Source organism: Aeromonas hydrophila subsp. hydrophila ATCC 7966, from assembly GCF_000014805.1.
GTDB lineage: Bacteria > Pseudomonadota > Gammaproteobacteria > Enterobacterales > Aeromonadaceae > Aeromonas > Aeromonas hydrophila.
In genome coordinates this window covers 3,487,903-3,510,120 of record NC_008570.1, presented here as the reverse complement: position 1 = coordinate 3,510,120, position 22,218 = coordinate 3,487,903, and the positions used below count along the sequence as shown (strand labels likewise).

At 63.8% G+C, this 22,218-nt stretch carries 15 protein-coding genes; 3 read left to right on the top strand and 12 right to left on the bottom strand.

The annotated features are described in order from the left end of the window. Positions 1 to 7: 7 nt before the first annotated feature. On the top strand, positions 8 to 1,015 hold the full coding sequence (gene sohB / locus AHA_RS15715; protein ID WP_011706895.1) for a protease SohB: 1,008 nt from the start codon (positions 8 to 10) through the stop codon (positions 1,013 to 1,015). 86 nt (positions 1,016 to 1,101) lie between these two features. Here sohB and astB read toward each other — a convergent pair whose 3' ends face one another. Then, positions 1,102 to 2,439: an N-succinylarginine dihydrolase gene (gene astB, locus AHA_RS15710; RefSeq protein WP_011706894.1), complete on the bottom strand. Its 1,338-nt coding sequence runs from the start codon at positions 2,437 to 2,439 to the stop codon at positions 1,102 to 1,104. A gap of 361 nt (positions 2,440 to 2,800) precedes the next feature. Here astB and topA point away from each other — a divergent pair, with 361 nt between their 5' ends. Further along, complete coding sequence (topA, locus tag AHA_RS15705; protein WP_011706893.1) at positions 2,801 to 5,422, top strand: type I DNA topoisomerase; 2,622 nt, start codon at positions 2,801 to 2,803, stop codon at positions 5,420 to 5,422. Positions 5,423 to 5,536: 114 nt separating this feature from the next. Next, positions 5,537 to 5,704 carry a hypothetical protein gene (locus AHA_RS21725; RefSeq protein WP_005303277.1) on the top strand — a complete coding sequence of 56 codons (168 nt, stop codon included), beginning with the start codon at positions 5,537 to 5,539 and terminating at the stop codon, positions 5,702 to 5,704. Between the two features lie 15 nt (positions 5,705 to 5,719). On the opposite strand, the gene AHA_RS15700 is transcribed toward AHA_RS21725, so the two are convergent. The 11 genes from AHA_RS15700 to AHA_RS15650 form a co-directional block, all read right to left on the bottom strand. Continuing rightward, positions 5,720 to 6,076: an MGMT family protein gene (locus AHA_RS15700; RefSeq protein ID WP_011706891.1), complete on the bottom strand. Its 357-nt coding sequence runs from the start codon at positions 6,074 to 6,076 to the stop codon at positions 5,720 to 5,722. A 67-nt stretch (positions 6,077 to 6,143) separates the two neighbouring features. Beyond that, the gene (locus tag AHA_RS15695) at positions 6,144 to 7,697 is read right to left on the bottom strand and encodes a methyl-accepting chemotaxis protein (protein WP_011706890.1); all 1,554 of its coding nucleotides are present in this window, start codon (positions 7,695 to 7,697) and stop codon (positions 6,144 to 6,146) included. A gap of 216 nt (positions 7,698 to 7,913) precedes the next feature. After that, the gene (locus AHA_RS15690) at positions 7,914 to 9,782 is read right to left on the bottom strand and encodes a beta-N-acetylhexosaminidase (RefSeq protein WP_011706889.1); all 1,869 of its coding nucleotides are present in this window, start codon (positions 9,780 to 9,782) and stop codon (positions 7,914 to 7,916) included. Positions 9,783 to 9,942: 160 nt separating this feature from the next. Continuing rightward, positions 9,943 to 10,815 carry a BadF/BadG/BcrA/BcrD ATPase family protein gene (locus AHA_RS15685; RefSeq protein WP_011706888.1) on the bottom strand — a complete coding sequence of 291 codons (873 nt, stop codon included), beginning with the start codon at positions 10,813 to 10,815 and terminating at the stop codon, positions 9,943 to 9,945. Then, a complete protein-coding gene (locus AHA_RS15680) occupies positions 10,808 to 12,541 on the bottom strand; it encodes a glycoside hydrolase family 9 protein (protein WP_011706887.1) in 1,734 nt (577 codons plus the stop codon). The genes AHA_RS15685 and AHA_RS15680 overlap by 8 nt, the downstream gene beginning before the upstream one ends. Positions 12,542 to 12,643: 102 nt before the next feature. Then, positions 12,644 to 13,636 (bottom strand): ABC transporter ATP-binding protein, encoded by a 993-nt coding sequence (locus tag AHA_RS15675; protein WP_011706886.1) that lies wholly within the window; start codon positions 13,634 to 13,636, stop codon positions 12,644 to 12,646. 11 nt (positions 13,637 to 13,647) lie between these two features. Next, positions 13,648 to 14,670 carry an ABC transporter ATP-binding protein gene (locus AHA_RS15670; RefSeq protein WP_011706885.1) on the bottom strand — a complete coding sequence of 341 codons (1,023 nt, stop codon included), beginning with the start codon at positions 14,668 to 14,670 and terminating at the stop codon, positions 13,648 to 13,650. Beyond that, positions 14,667 to 15,587 (bottom strand): ABC transporter permease, encoded by a 921-nt coding sequence (locus tag AHA_RS15665; RefSeq protein ID WP_011706884.1) that lies wholly within the window; start codon positions 15,585 to 15,587, stop codon positions 14,667 to 14,669. The genes AHA_RS15670 and AHA_RS15665 overlap by 4 nt, the downstream gene beginning before the upstream one ends. 1 nt (position 15,588) lies before the next feature. Next, entirely contained in the window at positions 15,589 to 16,572 is a 984-nt protein-coding gene (locus AHA_RS15660; RefSeq protein ID WP_011706883.1) for an ABC transporter permease, read from the bottom strand. 119 nt (positions 16,573 to 16,691) lie between these two features. Then, positions 16,692 to 18,377 carry an ABC transporter substrate-binding protein gene (locus AHA_RS15655; protein WP_011706882.1) on the bottom strand — a complete coding sequence of 562 codons (1,686 nt, stop codon included), beginning with the start codon at positions 18,375 to 18,377 and terminating at the stop codon, positions 16,692 to 16,694. Positions 18,378 to 18,779: 402 nt separating this feature from the next. Beyond that, positions 18,780 to 22,217 (bottom strand): ATP-binding protein, encoded by a 3,438-nt coding sequence (locus tag AHA_RS15650; RefSeq protein WP_164927711.1) that lies wholly within the window; start codon positions 22,215 to 22,217, stop codon positions 18,780 to 18,782. Between the last annotated feature and the right edge of the window lies 1 nt (position 22,218).

The following is a 22,218-nucleotide window of genomic DNA, read 5'->3' as shown; positions in this document are numbered from 1 at the left end:
GCATCAAGTGGCATTTTTGACCGAATACGGCCTGTTCCTGGCCAAGACCCTCACCCTACTGCTCGCCATCGGCGCCGTTATCCTGATGGTGGTGAGCAGCCGTCAGCCCAAATCCCGCAAGGGGGAGCTGGTGGTGACCGATCTCTCCAGCGAGCTGGAGCAGGGACGTCACCAGTTGCAGGCCGCGCTGGCCGGCAAGGCGGAGCGCAAGCAGCTGGAGAAGGTGCGCAAGGCCGAGCACAAGGCGCGGGCCAAGAGCGAAGATGCCCGCAGCCGGCTGTTCGTCATCGATTTTCACGGCAGCATGGATGCCAAGGAGGTGGCCTCCCTGCGCGAAGAGGTGAGCGCCGTGATAGGGGTGGCCCAGCCGGGCGACGAGGTGTTGCTGCGGCTCGAATCCGGCGGCGGCGTGGTGCACGGCTACGGCCTGGCTGCTTCCCAGTTGCAGCGGCTGCGGGATCGTGACATCAAGCTTACCGTGGCCATCGACAAGGTGGCGGCGAGCGGTGGCTACATGATGGCGTGCGTGGCGGATCAGATCCTGGCGGCGCCGTTCGCCATCGTCGGCTCCATCGGGGTGATCGCCCAGCTGCCGAACTTCAACAAGCTGCTCAAAAAGCACGACATCGAGTTCGAGATGCACACCGCCGGCCAGTACAAGCGCACCATCACCATGTTCGGCGAGAACGACGAGCAGGGGCGCGAGAAGTTTCGCGAGGAGCTGGGCGCCATTCACGAGCGCTTCAAGGCATTCGTGGCCGAGCACAGACCCAACCTCGACATCGACAGCGTCACCACCGGCGAGCATTGGCTGGCGAGCCAGGCCAAGCAGCTCGGGCTGGTGGACAGCCTCTGCACCAGCGATGACTATCTGCTGGCCCAGGCCAGCCAGCACAAGGTGGTCGGCATTCGCTACAGCAAGCCAAAAAGCCTGACCCAGAAGCTCGGCCAGCAGGCCGCCGTGGCGTTGGAGTCCGGTCTTGGTCGGCTGTGGCAGCAGGGCCCCTGGCGCTGAATCAGGGCAACGTAAAACCAAATGAAAAAGCCGGGCACTTGCCCGGCTTTTTTGATGGCGTCGGCGCAGCAGGCCGATGGCGCGTCTCAGCGCTGGAACGGGTAGACGGAGCCGAGTTTGAGGATCTGGGTCAGCTCGTCCAGCGCGGTGCGGGACTCCATGACCAGCGCCGGATCCCGCAGGTCGTCCAGCGCCAGGCTGTCGCGGTAGTGGCGATCGACCCAGCCATCGAGGCGGGCAAACTGGCTGTCGGTGATGAGGCAGGCTGGGTTGACCGCAGCCAGCTCGGTGTCGTTCATGGCCACCCGCAGCCGCAGGCAGGCGGGGCCGCCGCCGTTGCGCATGCTCTGCTTCACGTCCATGTAGTGCACCCCCTTGATCGGGGTCCCCAGGGTCACCAGCTTGGTCAGATAGGCCGACACCGCCGGGTTGTCGCGACATTCGGTGGGGGCGATGATCGCCATCTCGCCGGAGGGCAGGGTGAGGATCTGGGTGTTGAACAGATAGGACTTCACCGCATCCTGTACCGACACCTCGGCAGTCGGCACCTCGATAAAGTGAAGCTCGCCGTCGCCGAACTTGGTGCGCACCTCGGCCAGCGCCGAGGCGGTGTTGAGAAACGCCTGCTGGTGGAAGAACAGCACGTTCTGGTTGCCCACCGCGATCACGTCGTTGTGGAACACCCCCTGATCGATGACATCCGGGTTTTGCTGGATGAAGACCGCGCTCTCGTCCCCCAGGCCGTGCAGGCGGGCGATGGCCTGGCTCGCTTCCAGGGTCTGGCGGGCCGGGTAGCGTTTGGGGGCGGGCTGGGAGACGTCGAAGGCGCTGCGGCCATAGACGAACAGCTCGACCCCGGACTCGCCGTAGGCGCGGCACAGCCGGGTGTGGTTGGCGGCCCCCTCGTCACCGAAGTGGTCGTTCTCCGGCAGGTGCTGATGGTGATAGAAGTGGCGGTCGTTGTTGAACACGGCGCGCAGGATGCGGCCGGTCACCTCGGGTTCGAGGGAGCGGTGAAACTTGTTGGTCAGGTTGGCGGGGGTGAAGTGGATGCGGCCATCCTGGGTATCGGCACTCGGAGAGACGGTGGCGGCGTTGGCGGTCCACATGCTGGAGGCCGAATAGCAGGCGGCCAGCACGGCGGGTGCCTGCTTGGCGGCCTGGGCCAGCACGCTGGCATCGTTGCCGGTGAAGCCGAGGCGGCGCAGGGTGGCGAGATCCGGTCGCTCCTGCGGGGCCAGCACTCCCTGGGTCATGCCGAGCTCGGTCAGTGCCTTCATCTTGCGCAGACCCTGCTTGGCCGCCTCCTTCGGATTGGACGCCTCTTTGGCATTGTTCTGGGAGGCGACGTTGCCATAGGACAAGCCGGCATAGTTGTGAGTCGGGCCGACCAGGCCGTCGAAGTTGACCTCGAAGTGCTTCATTGAGTACATCCTTTCGATTTTTATATGGGTAGCGGTTCCTTCCGCGCACAATGCTGCGGGATGCAGCCATTATAAGGAGATTTTGTCTTTTGTAACAAGCTGATAACGAAACTGGTTTGTTATGTTACAAGAGCGGTTGGTTATGTCGTTTCAAATATAAAAAGAGGGTGGATATAGCATAAAAATAAAAAAGCGGTTGCTTCCCGCGGCTCGGCTTCGCATTAATAAATAAAGAAACAAAGTGGTTCGGGCTGCCGGGCAAATTTGCTCACAAGATTGCTTTTTCCCGTCAAATCTCTTATACAGCCCCACAAAACCGCACACCAACCCCGTCGGGTGCAATGAGGATAATAGTTACAGCATGGGCAAATCACTGGTCATAGTGGAGTCTCCGGCCAAGGCCAAGACCATCAACAAATATTTGGGCAAGGACTACGTGGTGAAATCCAGCGTCGGTCACGTGCGCGATCTGCCCACCAGCGGCAGCGCCAGCAACGAGCCCAAAAAACCTGTCATTCGCGGCATCAAGCTGAGCGAAGCAGAGAAGGCTGCCAAGGATCGCAATGCCCTGTTCTCACGGATGGGGATCAATCCGACCGCAGGCTGGCAGGCCAACTACCAGATTTTGCCCGGCAAGGAAAAAGTGGTCAGCGAGTTGCAGAGTCTGGCCGAGAAGGCCGACACCATCTATCTCGCAACCGACTTGGATAGAGAGGGAGAAGCGATCGCCTGGCACCTGCGCGAGATCATCGGCGGCGACGACAGCCGCTACAAGCGCGTGGTGTTCAACGAGATCACCAAGACCGCCATCCAGGAGGCGTTTGCCCAGCCATCCGAGCTGAACATTCACCGCGTCAATGCCCAGCAGGCACGTCGTTTCCTCGACCGGGTGGTGGGTTACATGGTCTCCCCGCTGCTCTGGAAGAAGCTGGCCCGCGGCCTCTCCGCCGGTCGGGTACAGTCCGTCGCGGTGCGCCTCATCGTCGATAAAGAGCGCGAAATCAAGGCGTTCGTGCCGGTCGAGTTCTGGGATCTCAACGCCGATCTGCTGACCGCCGACAAGAGCGATCTGCGGATGGAAGTGGTCAGCCGCAATGGTGTCGACTTCAAGCCGGTGACCCAGGCCGAGACCTTCGCCGCCGTGGCCGCCCTGGAAGGGGTCGACTACAAGGTGGTGAACCGGGAAGACAAGCCGACCGGCTCCAAGCCGTCCGCTCCCTTCATCACTTCTACCCTGCAGCAGGCAGCCTCAACCCGGCTGAGCTTCGGGGTCAAGAAGACCATGATGATGGCCCAGCGCCTCTATGAAGCGGGTTACATCACCTACATGCGTACCGACTCCACCAACCTCAGCAAAGAGGCGGTCGAGGCGGTGCGGGAATACATCGGCGAGCAGTATGGCGCCGCTTATCTGCCGAGCGATCCGAACCTGTACGGCGCCAAGGCCAATGCCCAGGAGGCCCACGAGGCGATCCGCCCCTCCAGCGTGCTGGTGACTGCCGAGATGCTGGAAGGGATGGAGCCGGACGCCATGCGGCTGTATGACCTCATCTGGCGTCAGTTTGTCGCCTGTCAGATGACGCCGGCCCAGTACGACTCCTCCACCCTGACCGTCAAGGCGGGCGAGTTCGAGCTCAAGGCGCGCGGTCGTACCCTGCGCTTCGCCGGTTGGACCAAGGCGTTGCCGCCGATGGGCCGCAAGGGCGAAGACAGCCAGCTGCCGGCGGTGACCGTCGGTGAGATCCTCAAACTCGTCAAGCTGGATCCGCGCCAGCACTTCACCAAGCCGCCTGCACGTTTTACCGAAGCGGCGCTGGTACGCGAGCTGGAGAAGCGCGGCATCGGCCGTCCGTCTACCTACGCCTCCATCATCTCCACCATCGTCGACCGTGGTTATGTACGGGTCGAGAGCCGCCGTTTCTTCGCCGAGAAGATGGGTGAGATCGTCACCGACCGGCTGGTGGAAAACTTCGTCGAGCTGATGAACTACGAGTTCACCGCCAAGATGGAAGACAAGCTCGATGGCATCGCCGAAGGGAGCCTGGAGTGGAAGAAGGTGCTGGATGCCTTCTACGCCGAGTTCACCCAGGAGCTGGAGAAAGCGGACAAGGCGCCGGAAGAGGGGGGCATGCGTGCCAACCAGATGGTGCTGACCGACATCGACTGCCCGGATTGCGGCCGCAAGATGGGCATCCGTACCGCCACCACCGGGGTGTTCCTCGGCTGTTCCGGCTACGCACTGCCGCCCAAAGAGCGCTGCAAGAAGACCATCAACCTGGTCTCCGCCGACGAGTTCGTCTCCGCCACCGACGGTGAAGAGGCCGAAACCGAGGCGCTGCGTGCCAAGCACCGCTGCACCATTTGCGGCACCGCCATGGATGCCTACATCATCGACGACAGCCGCAAGCTGCACGTCTGTGGTCGCAACCCGGATTGCGATGGCTACGAAATCGAAAAAGGCCAGTTCAAGCTCAAGGGTTACGAAGGGCCGAGCATCGAGTGTGACCGCTGCGGATCCGAGATGCAGCTCAAGAACGGCCGCTTCGGCAAGTACATGGGTTGCACCAACGATACCTGCAAGAACACCCGTAAGATCCTGAAAAACGGTGACATCGCGCCGCCGAAGGAAGATCCGGTCCCGCTGCCGGAGCTCAAGTGCACCCAGTCCGACGCCCACTTCGTGCTGCGTGACGGAGCGGCCGGCCTGTTCCTGGCCGCCAGCAACTTCCCGAAATCCCGCGAGACCCGTGCGCCGCTGGTGGAAGAGCTCAAGCGCTTCAAGGAGCGTCTGTCGCCCAAGCACCAGTATCTGGCCGATGCCCCGGCGTCAGATCCTGACGGAAACGCCGCCATCGTGCGCTTCAGTCGCAAGACCAAGGAGCAGTACGTGATGACCGAGGTCAACGGCAAGGCGACCGGCTGGACGGCGCACTACGACAACGGCAAGTGGCAGGAGAGCCTGGCCAAGTCGAAGAAGGCGTGATTGCGCGCAGTTCACACTCTGATGAAAGAGGCCCCTCGCAGGGGCCTTTTTGTTTTCGGATGGCGGTATACTGAAACCGCTGCAAGGATGGCAGCGCTGGACACGGAGGTTGTGATGGAGATTAACGAGATCCGGCCGGGAATGACCTGTCTGACCCGGGAAGGAACCGCCTATGTGCTGGAAGTGGACAAGCAGAGTCTGCTGGTGCTGCTGCAGCGGGAGTACGAAACCATCCCGGTGCAGGTGCGCAGCGACGAAATCCTGGCCCCCATCACCCGGTGAGGCGGGCCGCCATCGTCAAAAGGGCAGCAGAAACAGCAGCTCGGCGAGGTCGGGCTGCCACTGCCACTCCCGCATCCTGACCCGCCCGCCAATCACGGGCACCCCCTCTTCCTGCAGCAATCCCGCCTGTCTGTCGAAGCCTGCCGACCCCTTGGGCAGTGAAATGGTGCCCGCCGCGCCCAGCACCCGGTGCCAGGGCAGCATCTTGTCGGTCTCCCGCAGCACCTTGCCCACCAGCCTGGCCCGACCGGGCAGCCCCGCCAGATCCGCCACCTGGCCGTAACTCACCACGCGACCGGCCGGGATCAGGGCGAGGATTGCCTCGATGCGGGCAACCTTGTTCAGTGGGGCAGGGGCCGATTCCATTCTCATCCGGATCACTCGTCAATAACGACAGAAGCGCCATTGTGGCGCTTCTGTCGGGTGGCTGGCAAATGGGTCAGCCGAAGGTCTGGCTGAGCCCCTTGAGCTGCTTGGCCCGCTCCAGCAGCTCCTGACTGGAGTCGTCGACCTCCTGCATCTTCTGGCTGTTGGCGTGGGAGTACTCGGAGATCTGGTTGATGCTGCGGCTGATGTCCTCCACCACCGTCTGCTGCTGCTCGGCGGCGGCGGCGATCTGGGTGGAGAACTCGGTGACCAGCTCGATCTCCTGCAGCACGGTATGCAGGCTGCTGGAGCCCTGGCGGGTCATCTCGGCGCATTCGCGGGTCTGCTGCAGGTTCTCCTGCATCATCCCCTTCCAGCGGCCCAGGGTGTGCTGGATCTGCTGGATGCTGCCCTGGATCTGCTCGGTCGCCTTGTGGGTGCGGGTCGACAGGGTACGCACCTCGTCGGCCACCACCGCAAAGCCGCGCCCCTGCTCGCCGGCCCGGGCCGCCTCGATGGCGGCGTTCAGCGCCAGCAGGTTGGTCTGGTCGGCGATGCCCTGGATCTCCCCCATCACGCTGCCGATCCGCTCCGACTCGCTGGCCAGCTCCACCGCCGAGTTGAAGGCCAGCTCCGCCTGTCTGGCGAGCTGTTCGATGCGCTGCTCGGTCTGGGCCAGCTGCTTGTCCGTGTGCTGGCAGCGGCTGCGCGCCTCGCTGACCTGACCGTTGGAGTCCTGGATGTTGCGGGCAATCTCGTGGGCCGTGCTGGCCATCTGGGTCATGGCGGCGGCCATCTGCTGGGTCTGGGCATCCTGCTCGTTGATGTCGAGGCAGGCCTGATGGGAGGCCTGTTTCAGGTTGGTGGCCAGGGTTTGCAACGGATTGGTCGCATCGTTGACCCGCCCCAGCACGGTGCGGATGCGGGCCTGCAGCATCTTGATGTGAAAGTCGGCGATGGCGCCGGGGCCGTCCCCTGAGTAGACCAGCCGGGTCAGGCTGTCGTATTCGCGACCCAGCTGCTGCAGATAGAGCGGCAGGGCGAAGAGCTCGCGCCAGTAGACACCGCCGATGAGCAGCAGGGGCAGCAGCATCAGCAGGGCGATCATCGGGCCCTGACTGCTGGCGGCCCAGCCCAGCAGGCCGAGCAGCAACAGCGCGAGCAGCGGCAGGCGGGCACGGGCGAGGGAGGGGAGGCGGCTGCTGGTGCCGCGCTCCGCCTTGAGCAGGGCCTGGTAGGTCTGGCTGGCGATGCGCTTGAGCTGGGGAGCCGGCTTGCAGCGCACCGACTGGTAGCCGCTGATCCGGTTGCCCTCGTAGATGGGGGTCACATAGGCATCGACCCAGTAGTAGCGGCCATCCTTGCAGCGGTTCTTCACCATGCCGCGCCAGGGTTTGCCCTCCTTGAGGCGGGCCCAGAGATCGGCGAAGGCGGCCTTGGGCATGTCGGGGTGGCGTACCAGGTTGTGATTGTGGCCGACCAGCTCCTCGACGGGGTAGCCGGCGATGCGGCAGAAGGCGGGGTTGGCGTAGGTGATCACCCCGCGCAGATCCGTGGTGGAAACCAGTTGTTCGTCGGCAGGAAACTCCACTTCGCTGTCCAGGGTATGGACGTCTCTGCGGGCCATAGGAATACGCTCCGATGTTCTTGTTGATAACTTTGTCGTTGTTATTGTGGCAGATCTGGAGGTGGCTGCAGGCTCGCGCCAGCAGGCGGCAGACCGGCTTCATAGGGGGCTGAATTTTGCCAACAATGGCGGATGAATGGTAGGGGCAAGTTGATGTTTTGTTGGCGAATCGTAAAAAAAAGGCGGCCATCGGGCCGCCAAGGAAAAAAGATAACACTACCTCTGTGGTACCCGGTAACGCACCTGAAGCTGGTCGAGGATCTGCAGCTGGCCCGGCAGACGGGCGGCGAAGTGCTCCCACGCCTTGCGGGCGGGGTCGCTCCAGGCCACCTCGGCGGTCGCCAGCATGCGCGGGAACAACATATAGTCGAGGCGATCGCGAGAGGTGATCAGCTCCGACCATAAGGGGCTCAGCACCCCCAGGATGTTATCGTTGGCATGGAAATCGGCTGGGGCCGGGTCACATGCGTAGACCTGCGCCAGATTGAGGGTGCCCGCCCAGTAGAGGCCGGGTTCATGGATGTCCTGGCTCCAGGCGAGATCCAGATAGAGGTGCTGGGCCGGTGCCATCACCACCGGATAACCGGCGGTGGCCGCGTCGAGCCCGGCCTGGAAGCTGGTCCAGGCGAAGATGGTGGCGTCCCGGCTCACCTTATCGCCGTGCAAAATCTCCTCCCAGCCCAGCATCCGCTTGCCCTTGCCGGCCAGGTACTGCTGGCAGTGACGCAGCAGGTGGCCCTGCAGCTCGCGGCAATCCTGATACCCCTGCTGCTTCATCAACTGCTGGCAGGCGGGACTGTCGGTCCAGACCCCGGCGGGCACCTCGTCCCCCCCCATGTGCACCAGCGGCCCAGGGAACAGTTCGCATACCTCGTCCATCACGGCTTCCAGGAAGCGGTAGGTGCCGGGCAGCGCCGGGTTGAGCACGTTGTCGTCGAAATATTGCACCGACAGGTAGCGGGAGCGGTCGGCCTCCTCCACCAGCAGCTCGGGCAGCGCCTTGATGGCGGCATGGCAGTGACCCGGGATGTCTATTTCCGGAATGATGGTGATGCCGAGCCCGGCGCCGTAGGCCACCAGCTCGCGCACCTCGCTCTGGGTGTAGTAGCCGCCGTAGGGTTCTGGGCCGCCGCTCAGCTGGGGCCCCACCGGCAGGGCGTGACCGCGCCAGGCGGCCAGCTCGGTCAGCTGGGGGAAGGCCTTGATCTCGAGTCGCCACCCCTCGTCATCGGTCAGGTGCCAGTGGAAGCGGTTGAACTTGTAGAGGCTCATCAGCCTGAGCAGGCGCTTGAGGGTGGCGAGAGAGTGAAAGTGGCGGGCACAGTCGAGAAAGATGCCGCGAAAACCGAAGCGCGGTGCATCGCTGAGCTCGATGCAGGGCAGGCTCTCGCCGTGCTGCAGATACCACTGGGCCAGGCTGACGAGGCCGTGGCGCCAGCCCGCCTCGCCGCTGGCGGCAATCACTATCTCCTCCGGGGTGATGGTCAGCCGGTAGGCCTCCGGGCCCAGACCGCTTTCAACCAGCCGGATCTCGGCGTCGTGATCCTGCGCCAGCGCGAGCCCGGTCAGTTCGTTGAAGTGGGCCAGCAGCGGGCCGAGCAGGGGGCTCGGGCCGCTAACGTGGGCGCGCTCCGCCAGCCGGAAGTTGCCCTCCAGCAACAACAGCCGATCCGGCTGGGGCACGATGCCGGCGAGGGGTTCCACCTCGGGCAGATCCGGCGCCGCAGCGGCGGATTGCGGCAGGCCCAGCTCCTCGCCGGTCAGTTCCACCGGCATCAGCTGGGGGCCGCCGTTGGCCTGGGGCAGGCTCAGGAAGAAGCCGCGCGGCATGTCGGAGAGGCGCTTGATGGGGGTGTTGCGGCAGCAGAAGCACAGCTCGCTGGCCCCCGTTTGCGGGATCAAGACCTTGTAGCTGCCGCTCTGGCGCTCCAGCTCACCCCCCTCTACCGAGCCGGGGTCGATGTGGCGGGCCAGGCAGAAGTGGAGTTTCCAAGGGGCATCCGGCAGCTGGCTCAGGCTGAAACGAAACCAGACGTCGTCACCGTCGCGTCGGTCGACCCGGGTGTGGATCAGGGGTGCAGACATGAAAATTCCTCTGATGGAGTGAAGGGGACGAACAGCCAGACAGCGTCCTTGTGGTATTGGTCAACCCCGGCAGGGAGCCGCAGGGCTGACATGGGCACCCCTCGCAGCGGGCAGACCGGGGTCAGGCCCGCACTTTGGGGTGGGGTGAATGGGGACAGATTCAGGGGTGCAGACACGGGTAGGCCTCCGATCGGGCAAACAGGATGGCCCCCTCCAGCGCGTCGGCGCCGGGACTGACCAGCGGCAGGTGTGCCAGACGGGGGGCGAGGCGCATGCCGATGCCGCCGAGCAGGGCTATCCGGTCGGCGCCCAGCTGGCGCATCCCCTCCAGCAGGGAGGCCAGCTGCTGGCAGGTCTCATCCAGCAGCTGGCAGGCAAGCTCGTCGCCGTCGCTGGCGGCATCGAACACCCAGGGAGCGAAGCGGCCGTAGTCGGCGGGAATGGCGCGGGCGGCCCAGCGCACCACCTCGGCCTGATCCCGCTTGAAGTGATCGAGCAAGCGGATGGCCAGCGTGCTGGGGGGCAGGATGCCGTCGTGGCAGAGCAGGGATTGCTGGATGGCGCGCAGCCCCAGCCAGGCGCCGCTGCCCAGATCCGAGATGGGAAAACCGCGGCCGGAGCAGGTGTGCAGCTGGCCGTGGCGATAGATGAGCCCGGCCGAGCCGGTGCCGGCGATGAGGATGGCACCCTCCTCGCCGCCAAAGGCGCCCAGACAGGCGCCGAAAGCGTCAGAGGTTAGCCGCACGCTCGCAAAGGGGAAGGGCATGGTCAGCATGGCGTGATAGCAGTCGGCCAACTCGGCGGAGGCGAGCGCCAGCCCGACCCCCATCCGTTGCTGGGCATCCTCAGCCAGGCCGGCCTCGATACGGGCCTGCTCGATAGCGGCCAGCACGTTGCCGTGGGCGAGCGCGATGCCGAGCTCCAGATTGGAGCCGGCGGCACGCCCCTCGCCGAGCAGCTTGCCGGCCCGATCCCGAATGCGGGCACGGGTGTGGGTGCCGCCGCCATCAACCCCGACCCAGTACTCAATCATGTCGACCTCCATTTCCCTGCGCACTCTGCCAGCTGATGGCCAGGGCAAACCAGGCGGCGTGGGGGATCCACTGCTCGCCCCAGCGCCAGTTCTGATCCAGCCGATCCTTGTACGCCTCTGGAATGAATGCGATCTCCGCCTCGTCATCGAAACCGGCGGTGATGCCGTTGCAGATCCCCCCCAGCGCATTGGGATAACCGGCGGTGTAGGCGGGGTTGTTGCTGCCATGGCCTGCCAGCATGCAGGCGTTGAAGGGATTCTGCCCCAGGATCCAGTCGAGCTGGTGCTGACCGAAGGTGAGAAGCGGCTTGCGCTGGCGCGGCAGCTGGGCAGCGGCGGCAAACGCCATGGCGGCCAGCGACGCCAGCCGTGCGTTCTCCCCCTGCCACCAGTAACCCGACTCGTTGTTGTGGGGCATGAAAAAGCTCACCCGGGGCGCCTCATCGACCCCCTTCACATACTGGCGGGCGAGGGTGAAGGGGTTGCCGGGGCGGGCGCAAAGTGCCAGCTCGGCGGCCAGCGCCTGTTCGATGACGCGCTGGGCCGTCCCCTGGCGCGCCGGATCCGGCTCGATGGCGAGATACTCCAGCAGCGCCAGCACTGGCAGGCCCGCCTCGGCGGCGTGGTAGTAGGGGCGCGAGCCATCCTCGTTGGCTGACCAGTAGTGGCCGAGCTCAGGGTGAGGGCGCTGGCGGGCGCACAGCCTGTCGGCCCGCACTCTGGCCTCTGCCAGCCACTCGGGGCCCAAGGTGCGGGTCAGTTCGATGGCGGCCAGCAGGGCGCAGTAGTCATCGATGATGTTCTCGACCCCGTCGTCCAGATAGGCCAGGTTTTGTTCACGCAGGTGCAGGTAGCCGCGGCGGGCCGCCTCGGCATAACGGCTGGCATCAACGTCGCCGCTGACGCTCTCGCGGGCGGCGCGGGCCAGCGCCGCGATGGCCATGCCGCCCCCTTGTCGAAAACCGGCCTGCCAGCTGGTGGACTTGAGCCCCTGCTGGGTGGCGTAGGCGCACAGCTCGCGCTGGGCGGGATCCTTGCTCCACTTGTCGAACAGGGTCATGTAGAAGAAGCCCGACTTATCCTGCATCCGGCAGAGAAAATCCGCGCCGTGCAGCGCCTCGTCGTTGAGCCGCTTGCAGAGGTTGACCCCGTCGATGTCCTGGCGCGGGGCCAAGAGTTCCCGGCACTTGAGCAGGGACCAGACCACCATGGGGGTCTGCTGGGGGTTGAGGTAGTTGGCGTAGGAGAGGTGGCTCAGGTACTTGCTCACATCCCCGCTGGCGTCATACCAGCCGCCGTGCACGTCTTTGCGCTGCTCGCTGCCAAACAGGCGGGCGCTGCGGTCGGCCCGATCGAAGGCGCCGCTGGCGCGCTGTCCCTTGAAGTAGTGAATGACATCGGAGAGGCAGCGGCTGGCCAGCAGATCCTGGCCGATGGTGAAGGGGGCGGTGCGCACGATGCGCTCCTTGGCGCCCGTCTGGATGAGGGCCTCCAGCCGGTAGTGACCGGGCTCTTTGCAGGGGGAGAAGTCGGCACGCCAGTAGTGGCGCCCCTGCCAGCCCTCGACTTGGCCGGCCGGCTGCAACGGGACTTCCAGCAGGATGCGTTCATCATCCTGGCGCAGCAGCCTGACATGGCCGCTGATAGCCAGCTGGGTGGTGGTCTGCAGCAGGGCAATCTTCTCCCCGTCGCACTGGTAACCCACCTGATTGATCAAGAGTTCCATCAACGTCTTACTCCTGTGGCTCGCCTGGCGTGGCAAGGCACATTGCGGGGCCCTGACGGCCCCGTGGCGAGGCGTGGCCGGACGCCGTGTCCGGCCAATCTGTCATTGGTAGAGGTAGCAGCGCACGAAGTGGTTGTCGGCGAGCTTGCTGACGGGGGGCAGGGTCTCCTTGCAGCGGGGCATCGCCTGATTGCAGCGCCCGGCAAAGGGGCAACCGCAGGACTCCGGCGTCCAGAGCGGGATCTCCCCTTTTCGTCCGCCCTCAAGCTCGGCGTGGATGCTCTTCTCGGGGTCGGGCACCGCCGAGATGAGCAGCTGGGTGTAGGGGTGCTGCGGGTGGTGCAGGATCTCGTCCACCTCGCCCCACTCCACCATGTGCCCCACGTACATTACCGCCAGATCTTCCGCCACATAGCGGGCGGTGGCGATGTCGTGGGTGATGTAGAGCATGGAGACCCCGAGCTCATCCTTCATCTGCTCCATCAGGTTGAGGATGCCGATGCGAATGGAGACGTCGAGCATGGAGGTGGGCTCGTCCGCCAGCACCACTTCGGCCTCCACCGCCAGGTTGCGGGCGATGTTGACCCGTTGGCGCTGGCCGCCGGAGAGCTGGTGCGGATACTTGGCCGCCGTTGCCTTGGCGGGGGTGAGTCCCACCTTCTCCAGCAGGCCATAGACCATGTCGGGCAGATCTTTCTTGTCGATCACCTTGCTGTGCAGCAGCAGGGGGCGGGCGATGTGGTGGTAGATGGTGTGGGTCGGGTTCAGCGAACCGAACGGATCTTGCCACACCATTTGCACGCTCTGACGGTAGTCGAGCAGGGCGGTGCCCTTGTTGAACTCCTCGAGGTCGCGGCCGCGATAGAGGATACGGCCGCCAGAGAGCTTGTACATCTTGGCGATGATCTTGGCGATGGTGCTCTTGCCGGAGCCGGACTCTCCCACCACCGCCAGGGCGCGGCCCCGGTGCAGGTTGAAGGTGATGTCCGAGAGGGCCCGCATCTTGCCGCTCTTGATGGCGTTGGAGTTGACGGGGAAGTCCTTGTAGAGGTGCTGGACTTCGATAATGGGGGCGTCGGTTTTGGCGATTTGCATGACAGACATCCTTAACAGCCAGCGGCCTTGTCCAGATAGATCAGGGGATCTTGTTGCTCATCCTGCGCCTCATAGAGGTGGCAGGCGGTTTGTTGGCCGGGGCGGATCTCGGCCAGTTTGGTGTACTGCTGGCGGCAGCGCTCGTGCACCCTGGCGCAGCGGGCCTGAAAGCGGCAGCCCACCGGCACCTCCAGCAGGTTGAGCGGGGTGCCCGGGATCCCTTCCAGCACCGTCTTGGGCCCGTGCAGGGGCGGGAAGGAGTTGCCGAGCCCCTTGGTATAGGGGTGCAGCGGCGCGGTCAGGATCGCCTTGGCCGGCGCCACCTCCACCAGTTCACCGGCATACATGATGCCGATGCGATCGCAGAACTCGACCATCAAGGAGAGGTCGTGGGTGATGAACAGAATGGAGAAGTTGAACTTCTCTTTCAGGGCATAGACCTTCTGCAGGATCTCCCGCTGCACCACCACGTCGAGCGCCGTGGTCGGCTCGTCCATGATGAGCAGCTCAGGGTTGAGCGCCATGGCGATGGCGATCACCAGCCGCTGGCGCATGCCGCCGGAGAACTGGTGCGGGTAGTCCTTGAGCCGGCTCGGGTGGATGTCGACGATGGCGAGCAGCTCCTGGGCGCGCTTGATCGCCTCGTAGCGGGTCAGCCCCGGGTTGTGGGCCAGCAGCACGTCGCAGAACTGCTCCTCCATGCGCAGCACCGGGTTGAGCGCGTTCATGGCGGACTGGAACACCACCGACACCTGCTGCCAGCGGTAGGATCGCAGGCGTTCGTCGCCGTAGTGGAGGATGTTCTCCCCCTTGAACAGGATCTCGCCGCCGCTGATGTAGGCGGGCGGCTTGTGCAGCCGCGCCACCGAGAAGGCGACGGTGGACTTGCCGCAGCCCGATTCGCCGGCCAGGCCGAACACTTCACCGGGGGCGATGTCGAAGCTGACCGAGTTGACGGCGCGCACGTCGCCGTTCTCGGTGATGTAGTCGACGCAGAGGTTGCGTACCGACAGCAGGGGTTGTTGCGATCTCATGCTGTCTTCTCCTGTACGGCCGGCACCGGCGTGGTGACGGGGGCGGCGAGTTTCTTCCAGCGATTGAGCCCCTTGTGGGAGCGCAGCTGCGGGTTGGCGATTTCGTCGATGGCGAAGTTGAGCAGGGCCAGGCCGGCGCCCAAGGTGGCGATGGCGAAGCAGGGGGCCAGGATCTCCCACCAGGCGCCGACCAGGATGGCGCTGGAGGTCTGGGCGTTGTAGAGCATGATGCCCCAGCTCACTACGGTGGGGTCGCCCAGGCCGAGGAACTCCAAGGTCGCTTCGGTGACGATGGCGTAGATGATGGAGCCGATGAAGCTCACCCCGATGATGGAGATGAGGTTCGGCAGTATCTCCACCAGGATGATGCGCCAGGCCGGCTCGCCCAGCACCTCGGCGGCGATGACGAACTCTTTTTCGCGCAGCGCCAGGGTCTGGGCCCGGATGACGCGCGCGCCATAGGCCCAGGAGGTAAAGCCTATGATGAGCGCGATCACCGTCGGTGACGCCTCCCCGATAAAGCTTGCCAGCACCAGCAGCAAGGGGAGGTTGGGGATCACCAGCACCACGTTCATCAGGAAGGTGAGGCACTCGTCTATGACGCCACCGAAGTAGCCGGCGGTGATGCCGACCGTGATGGCGAGGGCGCACACCAGAATGCCGGCACCGAACCCCACCATCAGGGAGATGCGGGCGCCGTTGGTGAACTGGGCCCAGATGTCGTGACCCATGCGGGTGGTGCCCATCACGTACTCGGCACTGGGCGGCTGGTGCGGGCGGGAGACTCGCTTGGTCGGCTCGTAGCTGGCCAGCAGCGGGGCGAACAGCGCCATCAGCACGAAGCTGACCACGATGAAGAGGCCGCAGGCGGCCTTCTTGTTGCCCAGCAGGATTTTCAGAATAGTCGGCATGCGCATCTTATTTGCCTCCGGTACGCAGACGGGGATCCAGGAAGACGTAGAGCACGTCGGCCAGGAAGTTGAAGCTGAGCATGGTGATGGTCATGATGAGCAGCTGCCCCTGAATGAGCGGGTAGTCGCGGGCCAGAATGCCCTGATAGAGGGTCAGACCCAGTCCCGGGTAGTTGAAGATCACCTCGGTGATGAGGGAGCCGCCGATGACGAAGCCCAGCGCCATGGAGAGGGCGGTGACGCTCGGCAAGATGGCGTTGCGGGCGCCGTAGTTGAAGATCACCCGGTTGCTGGAGAGCCCCTTGGCCTTGGCCATGGTGATGTAGTCTTCGCCCAGCAGGTTGATCATGTTGTTGCGCATGGTGATGAGAAAGCCCCCCACCTGCACCATGGCCAGGGTGCCCACCGGCATGATGGCGTGGGTCAGGATGCTCTTGATGTGCTCCCAGCCCCAGTCAGGCTTGATCTCCGGGCTGTAGGCGTAGCCGATGGGCAGCCATTCCAGGCTCACTCCGAACAGGAAGAGCGCCAGCAACGAAATGACCACCGGCGGAATGGCCTGCATCACCAGGGTGAGCGGGGAGAGGAAGCTGTCCATGCGTCCGCCCCGGTGCCAGGCGGCGAAGATGCCGACGATGGAACCGATGGAGAAGCTCAGAATGGTGGAGGTGCCCACCAGGAACAGGGTCCAGCCGATGGCGCGGCCGAGCACGTCGGCGACCGGTTGGGGGTAGTAGCGCACCGAGGTGCCGAGATCCCAGGTGAAGACACTCTTCACATAGGTGAGAAATTGGGTGCCGATGGGGCCGTCCACGAACCCGAAGGTGGCCTTGAGGGCTTCCAGGGCGGCGGGTTCCATCATGGCGCCGGCCCGGGCAAACATGACGGAGACGGGATCCCCCGGCATGGCTCTGGGTAGCAGGAAGTTGATGGTGGCGGCCACCAGAAAGGCGACCAGATAGAAGGAAAAGCGTCTCAGTATGAATCCCATGATGATACCTTTTACTGCTGGTCCGCCCCGCGCCGGGCATAGTTACCCCAACCCCGGCAGAGCCGGGAAAAAAGGGGGATGGGCGGGGAAGAGGGCCCCCCGCAGGGGGCCGGGATTGATTAGCTGTTCGGCTTGAGTGACAACACGTGCAGCAGACGCTCCGGGGTGTCCGGGTGAACCTGCGGCTTGGCGACCGGGTTGTCGGCACTGAACCAGCCGTGGAAACGCTTGGTGCTGTATTCGTACCAGGTCGGGTTGTTGAATACCGGGATGATGGTCTGGTTGGCACCGACCCTGTCCTGGATCTCGAACATGATCTCCTTCTGCTTGGCGGCATCGGCGGTCTGGGTAAAGTCGTCGATCAGCTTGTCCAGCGCTGGATCCTTGTAGCGGGGCGCCGCAAAGCGGTTGCCGCGCTCACCCATGTTGCGGGAGTGGAAGGCCGTTTCGAAGTACTTGTGCGGGTTGGCACCGGCAAAGTAACCCTGCAGGGCGACGTCGAAGTCACCGGTGATGAGGTTTTCAGTCCAGACGGTGGCTTCCGGGGTGGCGGTCTTGGCGTTCAGGCCCAGTGCTTGCAGCCCTTCCACGCCGATCTGGGCGGTGTTGACCCAGTCGGTCCAGCCGTTCGGTACCAGCACCTTGAACTCGATCTTCTGGCAGGTGGGGGTGTCGAGGAACTTGTCGCCGTCACAATCCTTGTAGCCGGCCTGTTTCAGCAGGGCCTTGGCGCCTTCCAGATCGAACTTGTTGTACTTGCCGTACTTCTTGTCCACTTCCGGGTTGTTCCAGGAGTCAAAGGCTTTGCCGAGCCCTGACGGGTACTCGTTGACGGTGGGGTAGCCATAGCCCGCGATATCCACCATGGACTGGCGATCCATCGCCATGGAGAAGGCGCGACGGAAGTTGATGTCGTTGAAGGCTTCGTGGTTGCCCGGTTTCTTGGCCTGGAAGTTGACGTTGAACGCCACCGTGCCGGAGGCCGGGAACCAGTACTTGTTGTTCTTCGGATCGTTGCCGACGTAGAGGCGCTCGATGTCCGGCACGAAGGAGCCGAACCAGTCCACGTCACCCTTCATCACCGCGGCCAGTACCTGGTCGTTGGTGGCCATCTGCGGCATGCGCAGGCAGTCGATGGAGAGGTTGGCGTTGTCCCAGTAGTGCGGGTTGCGGCACTGGGTGTAGAGCTGGGCGGAGAAGTTGTCCACTTCGGTGAAGGGACCGGTGCCGACCGGCTTGTCGTTGGTGAAGGCGACCGGATCTTTCACCGATTTCCACTGGTGCTCGGGCACGATGGGTACCAGTACCAGATCGTTCACCACGTTGGTGTTGACGTCGGTCAGCTCGAACTTGACCTTGTTGGGGGCCAGCTTCTCGACGCTCTTGATCTGGGTCCAGATTGAGCGCTCGTCCAGCGCCTTGTTGGCCTTGACCAGATTGAAGGAGAACAGGATGTCATCGGCGGTAAACGGCTGACCGTCCGACCACTTCACGCCGTCACGCAGATCGAAGGTGACGGACTTGAGGTCCTTGCTGAACTCGTAGTGGGTGGCCAGACGATAGACGGGTTTGCCACCCTGCATATCGTTGAAGATCACCAGCGGTTCATAGATGAAGTGACGAGTGGTGTGCAACAGACCCGCTTGCAGGAAGGGGTTGAAGTTTTTGACCCACGCGGTCTCCTGTTGTGCGACCAGGGTCAGCACCGTCTTGTTGTCGGCCGCCATGGCGTTGCCGGCAGCGCCGGCAAGCATCATGGTGCCCAGCATTACAGCAGTAGAGATTTTGGATACTTTGGCAAGCATATTATTTCCTTTCTTATTTATATTCCTTGTTTGGATTTGAGCACCGACTTCGCATGCTGGGGAGGTCGGCCCTCAATGTTGGCCAGGTTTTGCACCCTTGTAGTTGTGTCATCCAACGTCCCTAGCAAAGCAGAGTTAACAGGAAAACAACAACTGTTCAGATCGTCGATATCGTAAAAATCGACGCCCTCACGTCAATTTCGTCAAAACCGCTTTTAACTCGATTTAAATCATAAGGTTATGTTAATTACTTTGGCGTAATAAGTCCCTGTCAATCGACCTTCCATGACAATTGTGTGAATTGGATCGGCTCTCGTTTTGACGTATGGCGAAGGCTTAATTCTGCACAAAAAAAAACCGCCCTGGCAAGTGTGAGCCAGGGCGCAGATTGGGCGGTGGATATCAGGGCTTGCGGTTGGCGAGCTGACGCAGGGTCTGGGCGCTGTGGTGCAGCTGCTGGCGCTGTGCCTCGTTGAGTGGGCCGTGGCTCAGCACATACTCGGCGGTGGCGACCACCGTTTTCCAGCGCGGCGCCTTGGGCAGAGTATCCAGGCTCAGGTACTTGTCGAGGGTGCGGGTCTGCGGGCTGGAGCGGTCCATGTAGACCCGCCACAGCTTGCTCTTCTCCGCCAGCACTATCTTGCCCTTGCCGGTGCTCTGCTGCCAGGCATCCAGGGTGAGCCGCATGGTGTCCACCAGGGCGCGGCGCAAGGGCTCGTCATCCTGCTGGCGGATGAGGTCGTCGGCGAGCGAGCGGAACTCCCCGCCCAGCCGGCTCAGCTCGCCCAGCAGCTGGCCATCTTCGATGATGGCCTGGCGGGACAGGCTCTTGAGGGCGTTCTCCAGCGCCATCACCCGGTTCTCGTCCTGCCGCAGCTCGGTGCTGAGGGTGAGGGCAAAGGCGGCCTGGCCCCCCAGGCTGATGGGCAGGGCGCGGGCATTGAGCTCGTCTTTCTGGCCGGCCACCAGAAACGCCAGCTGCTGCTCCCCCCGATCGTGCAGATCGGGCCACTGGCTGGTCAGCGGGCTGGCCAGCCAGTCGTCAAGCGGTTGCCCCTCCATGGCTTCCGGCTCCTGGCCCAGCAGGCGGGCCAGCGCCCGCGAGGCGAACAGCACTGTGCTCTGACCATCGATGAACACCATGGGGTCGGCCCCTTCGCCGAGCAGACCCAGCAGTCGCTCCTGATCCTGATGCAACTGCTCCTGCAGCAGCAGACGGTGCTCTATCTCCTGCTTGAGCAAGCGGTTCTCTACCAGAGAAGCGCGCCCGGCGCTGGCTTCCAGCAGGGCCCTGACCCGGGCGAACAGCTCCTCCTTGCAGAAGGGTTTGACGAGATAGTCGTTGGCGCCGGCGTTGAAGCCCTCCTCGATGTCCTTGGGCTGGTTGAGGGCGGTGAGCAGCAGTACCGGCAGCTTCTCCTTCGGGTGCTGCTGGCGCAGCCGGCGGCAGACGTCGAAACCGGAGAGGGTGGGCATCATCACGTCCAGCAGGATGAGGTCGACCGGCTCCTGGGCCAGCTTGGCCAGCGCATCGTGGCCGTCGCTGCTGGGCAGGATGCGATAACCGCAGGGCTGCAGCAGGTGGCGCAGGATGTGCAAATTGATGGGCTCGTCGTCCACCACCAGGATGAGGGGCGCATCCTCGGGGGGAGGGGGGAGGTCATCGCTCTCCCAGTCCGGCAGGATCAGCGGCTGCTGGCGCACCAGCTGGTGTTCGATCTGGCGGCTGTCGAGGGTCAGGCTGCCCGCCTTGCCACTGGCGAGCGGCAGGGTGAAGGCGAAGGTGGAGCCGACGCTCGGCTCGCTCTCCACGAACAGCTCGCCCCCCATCAGGTGCACCAGCTGGCGGGTGATGGAGAGGCCGAGGCCGGCCCCCTGCTTGCTGACCTCCGGGCTCATCTGCACCAGCGGCTCGAAGATGTGCTCCAGGTGATCCGGGGCTATGCCGATACCGGTGTCGGTCACCTTGATGCGCAGGAAATTGCCCTCCACCAGGGCGCTCAGCACCACCTTGCCCTGCGGCGTGTACTTGATGGCGTTGCCCACCAGGTTGTAGAGCACCTGTTCGAGCCGCTGCTCGTCGGCCAGCACCGGCGGCAGCTCCACCGGGCTGATGTCCACCAGAGTCAGTGGCTTGGCCTGTACCAGGTGCTGGCAGAGATCCAGCACCAGCCGGATGACCCCCTTGGAGGAGACCGGCTGGGGGTGGATCTCCAGCTGGCCGTAACGCATCTGGTGGTAGTCGAGCAGATCGTCCACCAGCCGGGCCAGGCCGTCGGCGCTTTTGATGATGAGCCCCAGCTGTTTTTGCTGCCCTTCGGTCAAATCCTGCTGGCTGGCAAGCATGGACTCGGCCATCCCCTTGATGCCGTGAATAGGGGTGCGCAGCTCGTGAGAGGTGTTGGCCAGCAGTTCATCCTTGAGCTTGTCCGCCTGCTGCAGACTGAGGTTCTGCTTGTGGGTCAGCTTGACCTGCTGCTGCAGCTCCTGGGTCTGGCGCTCGATGAGTTCGATCTTGTCCTTCACCGAGCGCTGCATGTGGCGAAACGCCTGGGCGAGCCGGTCGATGTCATCGTCGGTACGTTCGATGGCGATGGGGTGATCCAGCGCGCCGTCGGCCACCTGTTCGGCGGCGGCGGTGAGGGAGCGCAGCGGCGCCGTGATGGAGTGGGAGAGCCAGCGGGAGAAGAGGATCAGCAGCAGCAGGGAGCCGGCCCCCAGCAGGATCACCAGGGTCTCCAGCTGGCGGATGGGGCGATAAGCCTCGCTGGTGGAGATCTCGGCGATGAAGGCCCACTCGGTGTCGAACACCTTCACCTGGGTGTAGGCGGCCAGCACCTCGTCATCGTGGTAGGAGCGAAACAGCCCGACCCCCTGCTCGCCGGAGAGTGCCTTGACCACCAGCGGGGTCTGCAGCGGCCGGAAGTTGGGGCGAAAGCTATTCTCCACGCTGAATTCAGGTGCCAGCCAGGCGTTGGCCCGCATCCGCTTGTCCGGGCCGATGAGGATGGTTTCGCCGGTCTCGCCGAGCCCTTCCCGCTCCGCCATGATCTGGTTGAGCTTGTCAGGCAGCAGCTCGAAGATCACCACGCCGCGCACATAGTCGTATTGCATCACTGGGGCCGCCATGTAGGCGACCACCTGGCCGGTCAGCTCGTTGCGGCCAAAATCGGTGAACTCGAAGATCTGCTGCGGCTTCTGGCCACCGTCGAGGCGGCGCTTGATCTTGGCAAAGGTGCTGCCAAGGCCGCTCGACTGGTAGGGGCCGGAGAGCAGGTTGGTGGCGAAGTTGGCGTGCTTGGTGACCGAATAGACCACGTCGCCGTTGAGATCGATGAGAAAGATGTCGCTGTAGTTGGACTTGCGCACCATGTCGGCGTAGCCGCGGTGAAAGCGCTGGTGCACCCGGCCATACATCTCGTCCGCCAGGATCAGGGCGCTGATGGAGGGTTCGATGTCGCTGGTGCTGTCGGGTTTTTGCAGCTGATCCCAGGAGCCCGGCACATAGCGGGCCTGGGCACGGGCGCGGGCCTCCTGCGGTGTGGTGCCGAGTTTCTCGAAGGCACCGGTGAAGCCATAGAAGCGACCGATACTGTTGCCGGCAAAATCCTGCTGGGAGAAGTTGATGATCTGCTCTTTGAGGTTGCCGAAATAGTCTTCCAGCTGGTTCTTCTTGATGTTGCGAACGGAAACCAGATGGTTGGAAGTCTGGGTGGTGAGATCCTTGCCGTGGCTATAGAGGAAAAACAGGGTGACGACCAGGAAGGGCACCATGGCTAGCATGAAAAATGCCAGCATCAGCTGCGGCCTGAGCCCACGGGGCTTGAAGATCCATTTCATC

Bases quoted from the DNA above. Each gene is read 5' to 3' on its own strand.
- AHA_RS15685 (WP_011706888.1), bottom strand. From the start codon at position 10,815: ATGATTGAGTACTGGGTCGGGGTTGATGGCGGCGGCACCCACACCCGT.
- AHA_RS15690 (WP_011706889.1), bottom strand. From the start codon at position 9,782: ATGTCTGCACCCCTGATCCACACCCGGGTCGACCGACGCGACGGTGAC.
- topA (WP_011706893.1), top strand. From the start codon at position 2,801: ATGGGCAAATCACTGGTCATAGTGGAGTCTCCGGCCAAGGCCAAGACC.
- AHA_RS15670 (WP_011706885.1), bottom strand. From the start codon at position 14,670: ATGAGATCGCAACAACCCCTGCTGTCGGTACGCAACCTCTGCGTCGAC.
- AHA_RS15695 (WP_011706890.1), bottom strand. From the start codon at position 7,697: ATGGCCCGCAGAGACGTCCATACCCTGGACAGCGAAGTGGAGTTTCCT.
- AHA_RS15680 (WP_011706887.1), bottom strand. From the start codon at position 12,541: ATGGAACTCTTGATCAATCAGGTGGGTTACCAGTGCGACGGGGAGAAG.
- AHA_RS15660 (WP_011706883.1), bottom strand. From the start codon at position 16,572: ATGGGATTCATACTGAGACGCTTTTCCTTCTATCTGGTCGCCTTTCTG.
- AHA_RS15665 (WP_011706884.1), bottom strand. From the start codon at position 15,587: ATGCGCATGCCGACTATTCTGAAAATCCTGCTGGGCAACAAGAAGGCC.
- AHA_RS15700 (WP_011706891.1), bottom strand. From the start codon at position 6,076: ATGAGAATGGAATCGGCCCCTGCCCCACTGAACAAGGTTGCCCGCATC.
- AHA_RS15655 (WP_011706882.1), bottom strand. From the start codon at position 18,377: ATGCTTGCCAAAGTATCCAAAATCTCTACTGCTGTAATGCTGGGCACC.
- AHA_RS15650 (WP_164927711.1), bottom strand. From the start codon at position 22,217: ATGAAATGGATCTTCAAGCCCCGTGGGCTCAGGCCGCAGCTGATGCTG.
- AHA_RS15675 (WP_011706886.1), bottom strand. From the start codon at position 13,636: ATGCAAATCGCCAAAACCGACGCCCCCATTATCGAAGTCCAGCACCTC.
- astB (WP_011706894.1), bottom strand. From the start codon at position 2,439: ATGAAGCACTTCGAGGTCAACTTCGACGGCCTGGTCGGCCCGACTCAC.
- AHA_RS21725 (WP_005303277.1), top strand. From the start codon at position 5,537: ATGGAGATTAACGAGATCCGGCCGGGAATGACCTGTCTGACCCGGGAA.